Origin of the sequence: Escherichia sp. KTE159, from assembly GCF_000408805.1 — a bacterium.
In the GTDB taxonomy this organism is placed as follows: domain Bacteria; phylum Pseudomonadota; class Gammaproteobacteria; order Enterobacterales; family Enterobacteriaceae; genus Escherichia; species Escherichia marmotae.
This window is the reverse complement of record NZ_KE137291.1, coordinates 41,663-55,610: the sequence shown is the minus strand read 5'-3', so window position 1 is coordinate 55,610 and position 13,948 is coordinate 41,663. Positions and strand designations below refer to the sequence as shown.

At 49.2% G+C, this 13,948-nt stretch carries 22 protein-coding genes and 3 pseudogenes; 23 read left to right on the top strand and 2 right to left on the bottom strand.

The window, feature by feature from the left end:
• Nucleotides 1-32 precede the first annotated feature (32 nt).
• The 4 genes and pseudogenes from A31E_RS26020 to A31E_RS21570 all read left to right on the top strand — a co-directional run bounded on the left by A31E_RS26020 (nucleotide 33) and on the right by A31E_RS21570 (nucleotide 2,311).
• Entirely contained in the window at nucleotides 33-812 is a 780-nt protein-coding gene (locus tag A31E_RS26020) for a hypothetical protein (RefSeq protein WP_024193531.1), read from the top strand.
• Between the two features lie 417 nt (nucleotides 813-1,229).
• Nucleotides 1,230-1,655, top strand: coding sequence for an antirestriction protein (locus tag A31E_RS21560; protein WP_001198928.1), 426 nt, complete (start codon nucleotides 1,230-1,232; stop codon nucleotides 1,653-1,655).
• A 46-nt stretch (nucleotides 1,656-1,701) separates the two neighbouring features.
• A pseudogene (locus A31E_RS21565) lies at nucleotides 1,702-2,123 on the top strand (hypothetical protein).
• The gene (locus tag A31E_RS21570; RefSeq protein ID WP_001027495.1) at nucleotides 2,120-2,311 is read left to right on the top strand and encodes a hypothetical protein; all 192 of its coding nucleotides are present in this window, start codon (nucleotides 2,120-2,122) and stop codon (nucleotides 2,309-2,311) included. The pseudogene A31E_RS21565 and the gene A31E_RS21570 overlap by 4 nt, the downstream one beginning before the upstream one ends.
• Before the next feature lie 194 nt (nucleotides 2,312-2,505).
• Here A31E_RS21570 and A31E_RS26305 read toward each other — a convergent pair.
• Nucleotides 2,506-2,792: pseudogene (locus A31E_RS26305) on the bottom strand (hypothetical protein); the annotation flags it as partial.
• A 69-nt stretch (nucleotides 2,793-2,861) separates the two neighbouring features.
• Between A31E_RS26305 and A31E_RS0121920 the strand changes: the two are divergent.
• The 3 genes from A31E_RS0121920 to A31E_RS21580 all read left to right on the top strand — a co-directional run bounded on the left by A31E_RS0121920 (nucleotide 2,862) and on the right by A31E_RS21580 (nucleotide 4,314).
• Nucleotides 2,862-3,068 (top strand): hypothetical protein, encoded by a 207-nt coding sequence (locus A31E_RS0121920; RefSeq protein WP_000547955.1) that lies wholly within the window; start codon nucleotides 2,862-2,864, stop codon nucleotides 3,066-3,068.
• 23 nt (nucleotides 3,069-3,091) lie between these two features.
• Entirely contained in the window at nucleotides 3,092-3,373 is a 282-nt protein-coding gene (locus A31E_RS21575) for a hypothetical protein (protein WP_016248295.1), read from the top strand.
• Between the two features lie 119 nt (nucleotides 3,374-3,492).
• Nucleotides 3,493-4,314: a DUF932 domain-containing protein gene (locus A31E_RS21580; RefSeq protein WP_016233176.1), complete on the top strand. Its 822-nt coding sequence runs from the start codon at nucleotides 3,493-3,495 to the stop codon at nucleotides 4,312-4,314.
• A 295-nt stretch (nucleotides 4,315-4,609) separates the two neighbouring features.
• Here A31E_RS21580 and A31E_RS0121915 read toward each other — a convergent pair whose 3' ends face one another.
• On the bottom strand, nucleotides 4,610-5,257 hold the full coding sequence (locus A31E_RS0121915; RefSeq protein ID WP_016233175.1) for a transglycosylase SLT domain-containing protein: 648 nt from the start codon (nucleotides 5,255-5,257) through the stop codon (nucleotides 4,610-4,612).
• 287 nt (nucleotides 5,258-5,544) lie between these two features.
• Between A31E_RS0121915 and traM the strand changes: the two genes are divergently transcribed.
• The 16 genes and pseudogenes from traM (at nucleotide 5,545) to A31E_RS21655 (ending at nucleotide 13,840) form a co-directional block, all read left to right on the top strand.
• Nucleotides 5,545-5,928, top strand: coding sequence for a conjugal transfer relaxosome DNA-binding protein TraM (gene traM, locus A31E_RS21585; protein WP_000124981.1), 384 nt, complete (start codon nucleotides 5,545-5,547; stop codon nucleotides 5,926-5,928).
• A 190-nt stretch (nucleotides 5,929-6,118) separates the two neighbouring features.
• Nucleotides 6,119-6,805, top strand: a complete 687-nt coding sequence (locus A31E_RS21590; RefSeq protein WP_016233174.1) for a PAS domain-containing protein — start codon at nucleotides 6,119-6,121, stop codon at nucleotides 6,803-6,805.
• A gap of 93 nt (nucleotides 6,806-6,898) precedes the next feature.
• Nucleotides 6,899-7,126 (top strand): conjugal transfer relaxosome protein TraY, encoded by a 228-nt coding sequence (gene traY, locus A31E_RS21595; protein WP_001254386.1) that lies wholly within the window; start codon nucleotides 6,899-6,901, stop codon nucleotides 7,124-7,126.
• 33 nt (nucleotides 7,127-7,159) lie between these two features.
• Nucleotides 7,160-7,525 carry a type IV conjugative transfer system pilin TraA gene (gene traA / locus A31E_RS21600; protein WP_016233173.1) on the top strand — a complete coding sequence of 122 codons (366 nt, stop codon included), beginning with the start codon at nucleotides 7,160-7,162 and terminating at the stop codon, nucleotides 7,523-7,525.
• Nucleotides 7,526-7,539: 14 nt separating this feature from the next.
• Entirely contained in the window at nucleotides 7,540-7,851 is a 312-nt protein-coding gene (gene traL / locus A31E_RS21605) for a type IV conjugative transfer system protein TraL (RefSeq protein ID WP_000012118.1), read from the top strand.
• 21 nt (nucleotides 7,852-7,872) lie between these two features.
• Nucleotides 7,873-8,439, top strand: a complete 567-nt coding sequence (gene traE / locus A31E_RS21610; RefSeq protein ID WP_000399792.1) for a type IV conjugative transfer system protein TraE — start codon at nucleotides 7,873-7,875, stop codon at nucleotides 8,437-8,439.
• Nucleotides 8,426-9,154 carry a type-F conjugative transfer system secretin TraK gene (traK, locus tag A31E_RS21615; RefSeq protein ID WP_016233172.1) on the top strand — a complete coding sequence of 243 codons (729 nt, stop codon included), beginning with the start codon at nucleotides 8,426-8,428 and terminating at the stop codon, nucleotides 9,152-9,154. The genes traE and traK overlap by 14 nt, the downstream gene beginning before the upstream one ends.
• Nucleotides 9,154-10,560: an F-type conjugal transfer pilus assembly protein TraB gene (traB, locus tag A31E_RS21620; RefSeq protein ID WP_016233171.1), complete on the top strand. Its 1,407-nt coding sequence runs from the start codon at nucleotides 9,154-9,156 to the stop codon at nucleotides 10,558-10,560. The genes traK and traB overlap by 1 nt, the downstream gene beginning before the upstream one ends.
• 10 nt (nucleotides 10,561-10,570) lie before the next feature.
• Nucleotides 10,571-11,156: pseudogene (gene traP / locus A31E_RS21625) on the top strand (conjugal transfer pilus-stabilizing protein TraP).
• Nucleotides 11,143-11,463 (top strand): conjugal transfer protein TrbD, encoded by a 321-nt coding sequence (locus A31E_RS21630; protein ID WP_016233169.1) that lies wholly within the window; start codon nucleotides 11,143-11,145, stop codon nucleotides 11,461-11,463. The pseudogene traP and the gene A31E_RS21630 overlap by 14 nt, the downstream one beginning before the upstream one ends.
• Entirely contained in the window at nucleotides 11,460-11,975 is a 516-nt protein-coding gene (traV, locus tag A31E_RS21635) for a type IV conjugative transfer system lipoprotein TraV (protein ID WP_016233168.1), read from the top strand. Before A31E_RS21630 ends, traV begins: the two co-directional genes overlap by 4 nt.
• Nucleotides 11,976-12,109: 134 nt before the next feature.
• Nucleotides 12,110-12,331, top strand: a complete 222-nt coding sequence (gene traR, locus A31E_RS23610; RefSeq protein ID WP_001278689.1) for a conjugal transfer protein TraR — start codon at nucleotides 12,110-12,112, stop codon at nucleotides 12,329-12,331.
• On the top strand, nucleotides 12,324-12,797 hold the full coding sequence (locus A31E_RS21640; protein ID WP_016233167.1) for a hypothetical protein: 474 nt from the start codon (nucleotides 12,324-12,326) through the stop codon (nucleotides 12,795-12,797). The genes traR and A31E_RS21640 overlap by 8 nt, the downstream gene beginning before the upstream one ends.
• A gap of 79 nt (nucleotides 12,798-12,876) precedes the next feature.
• Complete coding sequence (locus A31E_RS21645) at nucleotides 12,877-13,095, top strand: hypothetical protein (protein ID WP_016233166.1); 219 nt, start codon at nucleotides 12,877-12,879, stop codon at nucleotides 13,093-13,095.
• Complete coding sequence (locus A31E_RS21650; RefSeq protein ID WP_016248294.1) at nucleotides 13,092-13,496, top strand: hypothetical protein; 405 nt, start codon at nucleotides 13,092-13,094, stop codon at nucleotides 13,494-13,496. The genes A31E_RS21645 and A31E_RS21650 overlap by 4 nt, the downstream gene beginning before the upstream one ends.
• A complete protein-coding gene (locus A31E_RS21655; RefSeq protein ID WP_016248293.1) occupies nucleotides 13,493-13,840 on the top strand; it encodes a hypothetical protein in 348 nt (115 codons plus the stop codon). Before A31E_RS21650 ends, A31E_RS21655 begins: the two co-directional genes overlap by 4 nt.
• The last annotated feature ends 108 nt before the right edge of the window (nucleotides 13,841-13,948 follow it).

The window sequence follows — 13,948 nt, the reverse complement described above, 5'->3', positions numbered from 1 at the left end:
TGCGGGCGGCGATACAGGGAGAACGCTTAATCATGAACGAAAACTGCACGCTGAACGCACTGATTTGTCGTCACGCCCGCAACCTGCTGCTGGCGCAGGGCTGGCCGGAGGAGACGGATGTTGATCAGCGAGATCCACAGAACTATCCGGGCTGGATCAGCATTTACGTGCGGCTGGATGCGCCCCGGCTGGCGACGTTACTTATCAACCGTCACGGCGGCGTACTGCCGCCGCTCCTGGCCTCCGCCATTCACAAACTGACCGGAACCGGGGCGGAACTGGTACTGTCCGGCAGTCAGTGGCAGTCGCTGCCGGTACTTCCGGCAGACGGAACGCAGGTGTCTTTCCCGTATGCCGGCGAATGGCTGACCGAAGACGAAATCAGGGCTGTACTTGCGGCGGTGCGCGATGCGGTACGCAGTGTCAGTTGCCGGGTGGCAGAAGATGCACGGCGTATCCGGGCGGCGCTGACCACAACCGGGCAGACGTTGCTGACCCGCCAGACCCGCCGCTTTCGCCTGGTGGTGAAGGAAAGCGATCACTCCTGCTGGCTCGATGAAGACGACAAAAACCTGCCTGTGGTGCTCGATGCCATCCTGAACCGGGGCGCACGTTTTACTTCGGTGGAAATGTATCTGGTCAGTGAGTGTGTGGAGCATATCCTGTCCAGTGGGCTGGCCTGCGATGTGCTGCGTATACCGGATGAACCGCCCCGCCGCTGGTTTGACCGTGGTGTTCTGCGGGAGATGGTCCGGGAAGCCCGGACCGAAATCCGCAGCATGGCGGATGCCCTGGCAAAAATCCGGAAATGATGACGTTGGCGGGGTAAATCCCCGCCTTTTTCCTGCCGGTCCCCGGACAGAGCACAAAGGAAGTTGCCGCCGGCTCCGCTTTACCCGGCCATGCGGGGCATGGCCTTGTGGGTTTTCAGTTATGTGGCCGCCGTGTCGTGTGCGGGCTGTGCCGTGCCTCCATCTTAGCCGGGCTGGCAGGGATGCAAGGGTACGCTTCGCCGCTGCGGTCACCCGGTCCCTCCTTCCCGTCTGCCGTGATTTTCCGGTCGTTCACTCGCTCAGATTTCGCGGTCTCACCCTCCAACTCCCGCCAGCCGTGTGCGTCAGGCTGCGGCTTCCCTTGCGCCCTGTGCATCCCCGCCTTATCGCCCGGCTTTTATGGAGGCACGGCACCGCCCGGTGTCGCGGAATATGTGAACAACGGAGGAAAACATCATGCAATATGCGAAACCTGTCACTCTGAATGTTGAAGAGTGCGACCGTCTCTCCTTTCTGCCGTATCTGTTTGGCAACGATTTTCTGTATGCCGAGGCGTATGTGTACGCGCTGGCGCAAAAAATGATGCCGGAATATCAGGGAGGCTTCTGGCACTTCATCCGCCTGCCGGACGGTGGCGGTTACATGATGCCGGACGGTGACCGTTTCCACATGGTGAACGGTGCAAACTGGTTTGACCGTACCGTGAGTGCTGATGCCGCAGGCATCATTCTGACTTCCCTTGTGATTAACCGCCAGTTGTGGCTGTACCACGACAGCGGGGATGCAGGACTGACTCAGCTTTACCGGATGCGCGATGCGCAGTTGTGGCGTCACATCGAATTTCACCCCGAATGCAACGCGATTTACGCGGCACTGGACTGATTAACGGACGGGGCGGCAATGCCGCCCCTGTAAAGGAGACGAGAACATGTACTGCACTGTTAAAGAAATTATCCGCGATGTACTGGATACAGACGTGCCGGACAGTGAATGCGTTTTTGCCGTGGTGCTGACCCGTGGGGGGGGCGCCACATAGCCCAGGACTGGAGTCTGACAGACGATGAGCTGGAAACCGTCATGCAGCGACTGGACGATGCCTTTGAGCATGGTGCGGATGTCAGCATTGTTCACGACGTTGTTCGTGAGCTGATGGAAGAAAAGCGCGCCAGCCGTCAGGTGACAGTTCCGGCGGTGATGCTGGAAAAAGTGATGGCGCTGGCAGGCAGTGAAATGAAGCGCCTGTATGCCGTCGGGAATGAGAACGGGGGCGACGGTGACGCATTCGTCAGGGAAGAACGCGAAGCAATGGACGTTGTGTTACAGGCGCTGGACGGGGAGCACATGTCATGAATATCAGCACAGAAACCCGCGAAATTCTGCGCAATTACAAAGCCGTGATTAATGCGCGGCGTCGTGAAATGGGGCAGAAACCGCTCACCACTGCGCAGATTGTTGATGAAATCTGCGATTTTGTGGCGAATCAGCAGGCTGTTTTCCTCGGCGGTCACTACATCCTTCAGGGCAGCAGAAACAGGTGATACAGGGGCAGGCGGTGGAGGCCGCCTGTCAGCCCGCGCGAAAACCCCTGGCAGGCTGACGCCTGCCGGAAGGGAAGCGGGCCACGCTGACGCGTCGCCCGTTACCCTTCCCGTTTGTGATGTGTCAGGAATGTTTTTTCCTGATGTTATATTTCTGTGGTTACTGTGCTTGTTACTGTTGTTGTTCTTCCTGTTCTTTCCGTTCTTCTCCTGTTTATGGCTTCCCCGGGCGTCCCCCTGGCGGGGCGGGCTGTCGTGAACGGAGCCAGCGAAGCTGTCTCCGCCCTGACGGGCTTCCATCCCTGACGCGAAACCCCGGGTTTGCAGCGACCGGAACGGTCGCGCCACCCTTGTCGCGCCGTGGCCTGCGCTCCCGGCATCCCGGCAAAAGGCCGCCGGGATGTGAGGGGCAACGCCGTTTCGCAAACCGCGCTTCACGTCGTTGCGGCGGGACCCTGCCCGTTGTTGTGTCCGGTGCCATTCACCTGTTTAAGCCCCTGTCGCCGGGGGCAAAGACAGCCACAACCGTCTCCGCCAGTCCAGGGGTGAAATGCACATCCCGCAAAACTTTTTGCCCAAAAGCAGGCAAAAACTTTTGCGGTCTGCCCCCGGACAGTCGTTTCCGGCCGTGGCAGTGATGCCCCTTGCGGCGAAGGTTCTCAAAAAGGTGATGGTTAATACCGGAGGGAACAAAAGGCAGGTCCCCGCAAAACGTCAAAACCGCGGCTCCCGAAACTCAAAAGATGATGGGGGCTGAAAACATCAGATACGGGAGGAAACATGAGCGCATTTTCTTTTGACACCGCTTATCAGCCAACCGGCGATCAGCAGAAGGACGCAATCGCACAAATCGACATCATGCAGAATCGTGCTGTTCAGGCAAATCTTGCATACCAGAGCAGCCTGGATGCGGAAACGCTGATGAAACAGTTAGGGCAAATCAATGATGAACTGGGGGCGTTGTTGGACAGCGTGGAAAATCACACGCCAGTTATCAGAAAAAAAGCCAGTGATTTGAGTGCACTGATGATGCTTTTCAGCCAACAGGCCGGTCAGCCATGACCAGTCCGGTGTGATGATTTTCCCCCTGGTTGTTGTCGATTTGTTAACAATAATCAGGGGGAGGAAATTAAGCGAAAAAATTTTTGACTTATTTTTTCTTTCAGCGAGGAGTGAATATTATGCGACTGGCTTCCCGTTTTGGCCGATATAATTCCATTCGCCGTGAGCGCCCGTTAACGGATGACGAATTAATACAGTTTGTGCCGTCTGTTTTTTCTGGTGATAAACATGAATCCCGGAGTGAGCGTTATACATATATCCCAACCATCAATATCATCAATAAGTTACGTGATGAAGGTTTCCAGCCGTTCTTTGCCTGTCAGAGTCGGGTTCGTGATTTGGGGCGTCGCGAATACAGTAAACATATGTTACGTCTTCGCAGGGAAGGGCATATTAACGGGCAGGAAGTTCCTGAAATTATCCTGCTTAATTCACATGATGGTTCATCCAGTTATCAGATGATCCCCGGAATTTTTCGTTTTGTCTGCACAAATGGCCTGGTGTGCGGGAATAATTTTGGTGAAATCCGCATTCCGCATAAAGGCGATATTGTCGGGCAGGTTATCGAGGGAGCATATGAAGTGCTCGATGTCTTTGATAAGGTCACTGATAATATGGAGGCGATGAAAGAAATTCATCTTAACAGTGACGAGCAACATTTATTTGGCAGAGCTGCACTGATGGTCAGGTATGAAGATGAAAATAAAACGCCAGTGACGCCTGAACAGATAATTACTCCCCGTCGTCGGGAGGATAAACAGAACGATCTCTGGACAACCTGGCAGCGGGTTCAGGAGAATATGATAAAAGGTGGATTATCGGGGCGAAGTGCCTCCGGGAAAAATACCAGGACAAGAGCCATTACAGGTATTGATGGTGATATAAGAATCAACAAGGCGTTATGGGTGATTGCCGAACAGTTCAGAAAGTGGAAGTCATGATAATATAAGTAAAGCCCCGAAAAATTTTCGGGGCTTTACTTATATTATCATTCTTCGGCATCGCTGTGTCGTCTGATATACCTCAATTTCATCAACCGGCTTTCCGGTTGTCTGTAAATATTGTGCCCGCGAAAAATGGTCTGGCAGGAGGCTGCGCAGTTACCGGGTATATATAAGATGGGTTCCCGCTTCGCGGGGCTTCGGCCAGTCAGTATTGTCACTCATATAATATTTTTGTGTGTGGCCTTCCATGCCGCTTTTGCGGCATAACCGGTATCTGACAATGTCTGTAAGATTAATTGTTCTGCACGCTGTTAATTTCCGAAAGTGATTTCTTCGTGGCCGGAATCCGGATACCTTTACTGTTTTTTATCCCGGTATAAATCCGGTAAACATCTGATGCGTAGGCAAGACGTCTCTGGTTCTGGCGTTCGGTCTTCCTGAATCCGGCATTGTATGCACCAACGGCCTCCCAGGAGACGCCCCATTTTTTAAAGGCTATTGCCAGATAATAAGCACCGGTATAAATGTTCATGCAGGGATCTGTTGTCAGATGTTCCGGCTTAATTCCATAGCGGGCCAGTTCATTAAAATGCTGGGAATCTACCTGCATCAGTCCGCTGCCATATCCCGTTACCGGATTAATACCGATGGCATTAACCCGGTAACGGGATTCTTTCCATGATATTGCTCTCAGTAAATCAGGATCTATTTTGTAATCCCGGCCTGCAAGATCAAAGCAATCAGTGGCATGGCAGATCTCATTTATAAACATCAGGCAGATGGCTAACATCCATTTTTTCATTTTTCCACCTCTGGTGACTTTATCCGTAAATAATTTAACCCACTCCACAAAAAGGCTCAACAGGTTGGTGGTTCTCACCACCAAAAGCACCACACCCCACGCAAAAACAAGTTTTTGCTGATTTGCTTTTTGAATCATTGGCTTATGTTTTAAATAATGTATTTTAATTTATTTTACATTATTAAATAGGGTCGTTGACGACCCTATAGCGACCCTATAGCGACCCTATGGCGACCCTTGTTAGGGTCAGTACTGACAAATTTTATGAAAAACATTTGGATATATTAGGGCCGCCCCTAGCAGCGCCGTGCGTTTTTTTATAGTATGACCCTAGGGGCGCTGCTAGGGGTGCTCTTCTTTTTTCAGACCAAACTATGAGTAAATGGAATAAAACACTTATTTCAGAATATAAAAGGTACTGTCTTATGGCCAGAGTAAATCTGTATATCAGTAATGAGGTTCATGAAAAAATTAACATGATTGTTGAAAAGCGTCGTCAGGAGGGAGCAAGAGATAAAGATATAAGCCTTTCAGGAACTGCTTCAATGCTTCTTGAATTGGGGCTTCGCGTATATGATGCACAGATGGAGCGTAAAGAGTCTGCGTTTAACCAGACAGAGTTTAATAAACTTCTTCTTGAATGTGTTGTAAAAACACAGTCAACGGTGGCAAAGATTTTAGGTATTGAGTCTCTCAGTCCTCATGTCTCCGGAAACCCGAAGTTTGAATATGCCAGTATGGTTGACGATATCAGAGAGAAAGTGTCTGTTGAGATGGACCGTTTTTTTCCAAAAAATGATGATGAATAAATGAAAATGAAGTTTGAGTTGGTTCAAATATAAGAATTTTTATGATTCAAAAAGATGACAATACGTCAGATAATTAGTATATTAATTACGTGGTTAATGCCACGTTAAAAATTGAAACTGAAAATCGCCGATGCAGGGAGTTCAGACCTCCCTGCATCGACTGTCCATAGAATCCTTAACGGAGGTTCCTATGTGTGCGCTGGATCGTAGAGAAAGGCCACTTAACAGTCAATCTGTAAATAAATACATCCTTAACGTTCAGAATATCTACAGAAATTCTCCCGTTCCGGTTTGTGTCCGTAACAAAAACCGGAAAATCCTTTATGCCAATGGGGCTTTTATTGAACTCTTTTCCAGAGAAGATAAACCTTTATCCGGAGAGAGTTATATACGTCTGCAGGTTGAAATTTTTCTTTCATCACTTGAACTGGAATGCCAGGCTCTTGGACATGGCTCTGCATTTTGTCGTCGTTTTAATTTTCATGGCGAAATCTATCAGATAAGGATGGAGAATGTTTCTTTTTATAATGACGAATCTGTTGTTTTATGGCAAATTAATCCGTTTCCTGATTATCCATTTTTTGCGTTAAATCAGAGCGTAAGTAATACAAATACTTCTGGTCAATTAACGATATGGAATGATCTTTCTCCAGGAACATTGGTTGTTTTCTCTTTTTATATGCTGGGTGTTGGTCACGCAACAATTGCCAGAGAGTTGGGTATTACAGACAGAGCATCTGAGGATCGAATTAAACCAGTTAAACGGAAAATAAAAGAATTTTTTGAATGCTTTGATTTATTCAGGGTGTCATGTATCTATAAAGGAGAAATAGATTCGCTATTAAGTATAATTCGTGAATTTTATGGCGTTAAATAAATGTTGAATAAGACACGCCAATTTTGGCGTGTTTTTTTTCGCCGGTTTCTGTGCAATCATAATTTTATTAGTCGGGAAACAGAGGTGAATTTAGTGAGGAGGCGTAACGCGAGAGGCGGTATAAGCAGAACGGTCTCGGTGTATCTCGATGAAGATACAAATAACCGACTTATTAAGGCCAAAGATCGTAGTGGAAGAAGTAAAACGATAGAAGTCCAGATCCGTCTCAGAGATCATCTGAAACGGTTTCCTGATTTCTATAACGAAGAAATATTCAGGGAGGTGACAGAAGAGAGCGAGTCAACATTTAAAGAACTTTAGTTTTTATCTATCAATATTAAACAGAGGAATCATATGGACGCCATTTTAAGTGTTCAGGGTGCTTCTGCGCCCGTCAAAAAGAAGTCGTTTTTTTCTAAATTCACTCGTCTGAATATGCTTCGCCTGGTTCGCGCTGTGATCCCGGCTGCTGTTCTGATGATGTTCTTCCCGCAACTGGCGATGGCCGCTGGCAGCAGTGGTCAGGACCTGATGCAGAGTGGTAACTCCACGGTTAAGGCGACCTTCGGTAAGGACTCCAGTGTTGTTAAATGGGTTGTTCTGGCTGAAGTCCTGGTCGGTGCGGTCATGTACATGATGACCAAAAACGTCAAGTTCCTGGCCGGTTTTGCCATCATCTCTGTATTTATTGCTGTGGGTATGGCCGTCGTTGGCCTCTGACAGGAAATAAAACGATGTCGGGAGACGAGAATAAACTTAAGAAATATCGTTTCCCGGAAACACTGACCAACCAGAGCCGCTGGTTTGGCCTGCCGCTGGATGAACTCATCCCCGCAGTAATCTGTATTGGATGGGGAATGATGACATCAAAATATCTGTTCGGTATTGGTGCAGCGGTTCTGGTTTATTTCGGGATTAAAAAACTGAAGAAAGGGCGGGGCAGCTCCTGGTTACGTGACCTGATTTACTGGTATATGCCAACAGCCCTGCTGCGCGGTATTTTTCATAATGTTCCCGATTCGTGTTTCCGGCAGTGGATTAAATAGAACTGATACCAGGATTGTTATATGGAACACGGTGCCCGTTTAAGTACCAGTCGTGTAATGGCCATCGCCTTTATATTTATGTCAGTACTTATTGTTCTCAGCCTCTCTGTTAACGTCATTCAGGGGGTGAATAATTACCGTCTTCAGAATGAGCAACGCACTGCTGTGACGCCAATGGCATTTAATGCCCCCTTTGCCGTGTCACAGAACAGTGCCGACGCCTCTTATTTACAGCAGATGGCGCTGTCATTTATTGCCCTCCGTCTGAATGTTTCATCAGAAACTGTCGATGCCTCACATCAGGCGCTTCTGCAATATATCCGTCCGGGCGCACAGAACCAGATGAAAGTTATTCTAGCTGAAGAAGCGAAGCGTATTAAAAACGATAACGTGAACTCAGCATTTTTCCAGACCAGTGTTCGTGTCTGGCCTCAGTATGGCCGTGTGGAAATTCGTGGTGTGCTTAAAACCTGGATTGGTGATTCAAAACCTTTCACTGATATCAAACATTACATCCTTATTCTGAAGCGGGAAAACGGGGTGACATGGCTGGATAATTTCGGGGAAACAGACGATGAGAAAAAATAATACAGCAATAATATTCGGCGGCCTGTTTTTTTCCTGCAGCGTGATGGCCGGAGCCGGTACGCTGGCCCCCACCGTGGTGCCAATGGTGAACGGTGGGCAGGCCAGTATTGCCATCAGCAATACCAGCCCGAATCTGTTTACCGTTCCCGGTGACCGGATTATCGCCGTGAACAGTCTGGATGGTGCCCTGACCAATAATGAGCAGACCGCCTCCGGCGGTGTGGTGGTGGCCACCGTCAACAAAAAGCCCTTTACGTTCATTCTGGAAACAGAACGTGGTCTGAACCTTTCCATTCAGGCCGTTCCCCGTGAAGGCGCGGGGCGTACCATTCAGCTGGTCAGTGACCTGCGCGGAACCGGAGAAGAAGCCGGTGCGTGGGAAACGTCCACGCCTTACGAATCCCTGCTTGTGACCATCAGCCAGGCCGTTCGTGGCGGAAAATTACCTGCAGGCTGGTATCAGGTGCCTGTGACAAAAGAAACCCTGCAGGCTCCGGCGGGGTTGTCTTCAGTGGCGGATGCAGTATGGACGGGGAATCACCTGAAGATGGTCCGCTTTGCCGTGGAAAATAAAACGCTGTCTGCCCTGAATATTCGGGAAAGTGACTTCTGGCAGCCGGGAACCCGTGCCGTGATGTTCAGCCAGCCTGCCAGCCAGTTACTGGCAGGTGGGCGCATGGATGTGTATGTCATCCGTGACGGGGAGGGCAACTGATGGCCAGTATCAACACTATTGTGAAACGCAAACAGTACCTGTGGCTGGGGATTGTGGTTGTCGGTGCAGCCTCCGCGATTGGTGGGGCACTGTATCTGTCTGATGTGGACATGTCCGGTAACGGTGAGGCGGTGGCTGAACAGGAGCCTGTGCCGGATATGACCGGTGTGGTGGATACGACCTTTGATGACAAGGTGCGTCAGCATGCCACCACAGAGATGCAGGTGACGGCAGCGCAGATGCAGAAGCAGTATGAGGAAATCCGTCGAGAGCTGGATGTTCTGAACAAACAGCGCGGTGATGACCAGCGTCGTATTGAAAAGCTGGGACAGGACAATGCTGCCCTGGCAGAGCAGGTGAAAGCCCTGGGTGCAAATCCCGTCACCGCGACCGGAGAGCCAGTACCGCAGACGCCAGCCTCACCGCCCGGGCCGGAAGGCGAACCACAGCCAGGAAACACTCCCGTATCCTTCCCGCCGCAGGGCAGCGTTGCTGTTCCACCGCCGACGGCGTTTTATCCCGGGAATGGTGTCACGCCACCACCACAGGTGACGTACCAGTCTGTGCCGGTGCCTGGCCGGATACAGCGTAAGGTGTTTACCCGTAATGAGGGAAAACAGGGACCATCGCTGCCGTACATTCCGTCAGGAAGTTTTGCGAAAGCCATGCTGATTGAAGGGGCGGATGCCAATGCCTCAGTCACCGGTAATGAATCCACGGTGCCGATGCAGCTGCGTATCACCGGCCTGGTGGAAATGCCGAACAGCAAAACGTATGACGCAACGGGATGTTTTGTGGGGCTGGAAGCCTGGGGGGATGTCTCCAGTGAGCGTGCCATTGTACGTACCCGCAATATCAGCTGCCTGAAGGACGGCAAAACCATTGATATGCCGATTAAGGGGCATGTCAGCTTCCGGGGTAAAAACGGTATCAAGGGCGAAGTGGTGATGCGTAACGGCAAAATCCTCGGCTGGGCATGGGGCGCGGGATTTGTTGATGGTATCGGTCAGGGAATGGAGCGCGCCTCCCAGCCGGCGGTTGGGCTGGGGGCTACTGCCGCTTACGGGGCAGGCGATGTCCTGAAAATGGGTATCGGTGGCGGCGCATCGAAAGCCGCACAGACGCTCAGTGACTACTACATCAAACGTGCCGAACAGTATCACCCGGTGATACCGATTGGTGCGGGCAACGAAGTGACCGTGGTGTTCCAGGACGGCTTCCAGCTGAAAACCGTGGAAGAGATGGCGCTGGAGCGCACGCAGAACAGAGCAGAAGAAGACAATCCGGAAAGTCCGGTTCCTGTTCCGCCATCAGCTGAAAGTCATCTTAACGGCTTTAATACTGACCAGATGCTGAAGCAGCTGGGCAACCTGAATCCGCAGACATTTATGTCTGGTAGTAAGTAAGGAGGTTTCAATGGTTAATAATTCGTTTTTCCGTAAAACGTGGGCTGTTACCCGGTATGTTATTGCCCGAATTCTGCGAGTGTTTTCCTGGTGTCTGATGTACACCGTTATTCTGCCGCTGGCCACAATGGTCCTGATGACGTTATTTGTTTTATGGAAGGATAACACCACACCTGGTCAGTTGCTGATGCAGGAAATTGAGTTCGTCAGGGAGGTGGCTCCTGCCGGGCAATTCCCGGTCCGTGACTGCTCTGCAGTGGTCGACGGTAAATACACTGAACCGCTGAATCAACGTTGCACCGTGATTTTCACGGATGCTGAGGGGTATATCGAAGACACTAACAACTCGCTGGAAAGTCTGGTTTTGATGCTCTGGAGCACGCTGGCACTGGTATATGCTGCGATGGCACTGTTCAGGAAAGTTCAGAAAGCTCCGGAAAAAATAACATGTATTCGTGTTGCAACCGCAGATGAACGTCTGAAGGAAGTTCTTACGGAAGATGCTTCCCTGCCGGAAAAAAATCAGGAAATGCCCTGTTTATTTCCCTGATGCCAGAACAAACAGAAACAACGGAGATAAAAATGAACATGCGTAATATTCATGTTATTACTGCCCGCTCTGTGCCAGGTAATACCATATCAGATGATTTTATGCATGCTGTTCTCAGTAACTGCACCACAAGAATCGTACTTCCTGCACCGGAGAAATTCAGTTCTGAATCATTGCCACACAATTTTAATATGGCTGCTGTCGGTGTGATGAAGAAGGGAATGGCGATGAGTTTATTTTTTCCTCCGGGAAATACAGTAGTCTCCGGACAACCCTGTGCAGGAAAAATAAATCTGACAGCAGAGTTAATTTCTGCTGTTGTGGGGAGTAATAAAAAAGGAGAAGGGCAATGAAACAGATTTCTTTATTTATTCCTCTGCTGGGAACCTTATTACTTTCCGGCTGTGCCGGAACTAATACGGAATTTGAGTGTAACGCCACCACATCAGATACCTGTATGACGATGGAGCAGGCCAATGAGAAGGCCAAAAAACTGGAGCAGTCCTCAGAAGCAAAGCCGGTTGCGGCATCACTGCCGCGCCTGGCTGAAGGGAACTTCCGGACAATGCCGGTGCAGACCGTCACCGCGACCACTCCGTCCGGCAGCAGACCTGCGGTGACGGCACTTCCGGAGCAGAAACTGCTGGCGCCACGCCCGCTGTTTACCGCTGCCCGGGAAGTGAAAACGGTTGTTCCGGTCAGTTCAGTTGTGCCGGTAACACCTCCCCGTCCGCTAAGAACGGGTGAGCAGACGGCAGCATTATGGATAGCGCCTTATATTGATAATCAGGATGTTTATCATCAGCCATCCAGTGTGTTTTTTGTTATTAAACCGTCTGCGTGGGGAAAACCACGTATTAATTAACTGGCCCTGAAGTTGTATATCAGCCGGCAATGCCGGCGGGCTTTCTGTATTCAAAATCTGCCTGTAAAACGAGTGCCCTGTGCGTGAAAAGGGATGGGCGGTAGCGTGTCAGAACATGTCGGGAGGAATATTCCGTGAGTGATGAAGCCGATGAAGCATATTCAGTGACAGAACAACTGACCATGACAGGAATAAACCGGATACGCCAGAAAATAAATGCTCATGGTATTCCTGTTTATCTCTGTGAAGCATGCGGAAATCCTATTCCGGAAGCCCGGCGGAAAATATTTCCCGGTGTGACGTTATGTGTTGAATGTCAGGCGTATCAGGAAAGGCAGAGGAAACACTATGCATAAATCAGAAACTGAAAAAATAGATTCTATTCTGGATGAACATCAACAGATATATCGCAGACATAACCGAATAGATAACATCCTGGCGTTTTGTGCGTGTATTGCATGGATTCCCTGTGTTATTGCTGTGTTCGGCGTTGATGGTATATATCTGAAAATCCTGTTTGCGGTCCTTGCCTGCAGTGGTGCGGTATGCTTTTTTATTTGCTTCTTCACCCTCCTGCCAGAATCACTCATGGTCCTCAGCCGTCAGAGCCTGCTTCAGCTTATGCGTCTGACTGAAGACGTACCGGATGCGAGACAGGAACTGCTTAACCGTCTGCTGTCCGGTAAAAAACTGACTGGTCGGGATGAAAAGGATATCCGGCGTCTCTGGCAGGAGAAAGTGGATGCAATGCAGGAGTCTGCCACCCGTCAGCGTGAACAGGATACCATCCGGAAGTTTGCTGAAGAGAGTAAATCTGAATGAAAATCTGCTGTGTTTTATAACCTCATAAGTTAACTGAAGGAATATTCAGTGATTAATATTTAACTGGAGGTAATAAAGAATGCATACCTTTATCTTTCTTGTGCTGATGAAAAATGTTGGCGGTGGTGGTATCTGGAATATTACACCCATGCCAAATACGGATGTATGTGTAGAGATCCTTCGGAGAATAGAAGCGCGTGGAGGCAGGGGCTTTGGAAATACAGGGGAGTGTATTGAAGTTAAAACAAATGAACCTTTGAACAACGTGATGGAAACACTGAATGGTAGTGGACAATGAGAGCTTACTACTTCGAAGAAAATAATATTGACTGGTTTATATGCCTGTGCCTCTTTCTTGTGGTTATCTGTGTTGTTAACGCACTGGCTATGTTTGTTATCCCTGAAAAATTCAGTCTGCAGGTCAGCAGAGGAAAAATATTAGTTTGTAGTGTGCTTACTGGATGTATTTCTTTTATTACGCTTGTTGTGTTCGCCAGTCAGTCATTCTCGATGGATGAACTGGATGTCGGGAGATACTGGAAAAATGACTGTAAACTTCTGGAAGTGAATATACCGACAGGCGCATTTACTGAACCGGTTAATAAACTGGAGTGTGCCGGAGCCATCGTTAATGTGCCAGTAGCTCAGTATGAGGAGTATATCCGACAGTGGGAATTATATAAGGCTAAAATGAAATGAAGTCGATATATTTAAAATCTGCTCTGGCTTTTATATTTGTTGGCGTTATGGCTATGTTGATATGTGGTCTTTTTTACAATGATTACCTTGAGCAACAACCTGCAACACCAGAACAACTGACAGAGATTGCTCAGGATACCCCCTGTGCAGCAGAAGCATTTCAGGAAACACTTAATTATCAGCCTGAACCTTTAAGTCTTGGTAAGGCAAAAGAGCTTGCATCAGCGTGTAGAGAAAGAAACGAAATGGCAGAGGTGAAACGGGTAAGAGAAAACGAGCGCAATAAGATACGCGAAAAACAACTTCAGGCATTAAATGATGCTCATTCAGTAAAGGAACGTTAATCCTGTTTTCCTGTTAAAAGCCTCCATCTCTTATTTGTGCTGTGGTTTTAAGAATGGCACTGCGTGATATATCCACGGCCCACAGACTGATATTTTCCTTTTTTAAAC

Excerpts from the sequence above, each read along its gene's own strand:
- traE (WP_000399792.1), top strand. The coding sequence starts at position 7,873 with ATGGAACACGGTGCCCGTTTAAGTACCAGTCGTGTAATGGCCATCGCC.
- A31E_RS26020 (WP_024193531.1), top strand. The coding sequence starts at position 33 with ATGAACGAAAACTGCACGCTGAACGCACTGATTTGTCGTCACGCCCGC.
- traL (WP_000012118.1), top strand. The coding sequence starts at position 7,540 with ATGTCGGGAGACGAGAATAAACTTAAGAAATATCGTTTCCCGGAAACA.
- A31E_RS21630 (WP_016233169.1), top strand. The coding sequence starts at position 11,143 with ATGAACATGCGTAATATTCATGTTATTACTGCCCGCTCTGTGCCAGGT.
- A31E_RS21640 (WP_016233167.1), top strand. The coding sequence starts at position 12,324 with ATGCATAAATCAGAAACTGAAAAAATAGATTCTATTCTGGATGAACAT.
- traM (WP_000124981.1), top strand. The coding sequence starts at position 5,545 with ATGGCCAGAGTAAATCTGTATATCAGTAATGAGGTTCATGAAAAAATT.
- A31E_RS21580 (WP_016233176.1), top strand. The coding sequence starts at position 3,493 with ATGCGACTGGCTTCCCGTTTTGGCCGATATAATTCCATTCGCCGTGAG.
- A31E_RS21655 (WP_016248293.1), top strand. The coding sequence starts at position 13,493 with ATGAAGTCGATATATTTAAAATCTGCTCTGGCTTTTATATTTGTTGGC.
- A31E_RS0121915 (WP_016233175.1), bottom strand. The coding sequence starts at position 5,257 with ATGATTCAAAAAGCAAATCAGCAAAAACTTGTTTTTGCGTGGGGTGTG.
- A31E_RS0121920 (WP_000547955.1), top strand. The coding sequence starts at position 2,862 with ATGCACATCCCGCAAAACTTTTTGCCCAAAAGCAGGCAAAAACTTTTG.
- traB (WP_016233171.1), top strand. The coding sequence starts at position 9,154 with ATGGCCAGTATCAACACTATTGTGAAACGCAAACAGTACCTGTGGCTG.
- A31E_RS21560 (WP_001198928.1), top strand. The coding sequence starts at position 1,230 with ATGCAATATGCGAAACCTGTCACTCTGAATGTTGAAGAGTGCGACCGT.
- A31E_RS21650 (WP_016248294.1), top strand. The coding sequence starts at position 13,092 with ATGAGAGCTTACTACTTCGAAGAAAATAATATTGACTGGTTTATATGC.
- traK (WP_016233172.1), top strand. The coding sequence starts at position 8,426 with ATGAGAAAAAATAATACAGCAATAATATTCGGCGGCCTGTTTTTTTCC.
- A31E_RS21645 (WP_016233166.1), top strand. The coding sequence starts at position 12,877 with ATGCATACCTTTATCTTTCTTGTGCTGATGAAAAATGTTGGCGGTGGT.
- A31E_RS21570 (WP_001027495.1), top strand. The coding sequence starts at position 2,120 with ATGAATATCAGCACAGAAACCCGCGAAATTCTGCGCAATTACAAAGCC.
- A31E_RS21575 (WP_016248295.1), top strand. The coding sequence starts at position 3,092 with ATGAGCGCATTTTCTTTTGACACCGCTTATCAGCCAACCGGCGATCAG.
- traA (WP_016233173.1), top strand. The coding sequence starts at position 7,160 with ATGGACGCCATTTTAAGTGTTCAGGGTGCTTCTGCGCCCGTCAAAAAG.
- traV (WP_016233168.1), top strand. The coding sequence starts at position 11,460 with ATGAAACAGATTTCTTTATTTATTCCTCTGCTGGGAACCTTATTACTT.
- A31E_RS21590 (WP_016233174.1), top strand. The coding sequence starts at position 6,119 with ATGTGTGCGCTGGATCGTAGAGAAAGGCCACTTAACAGTCAATCTGTA.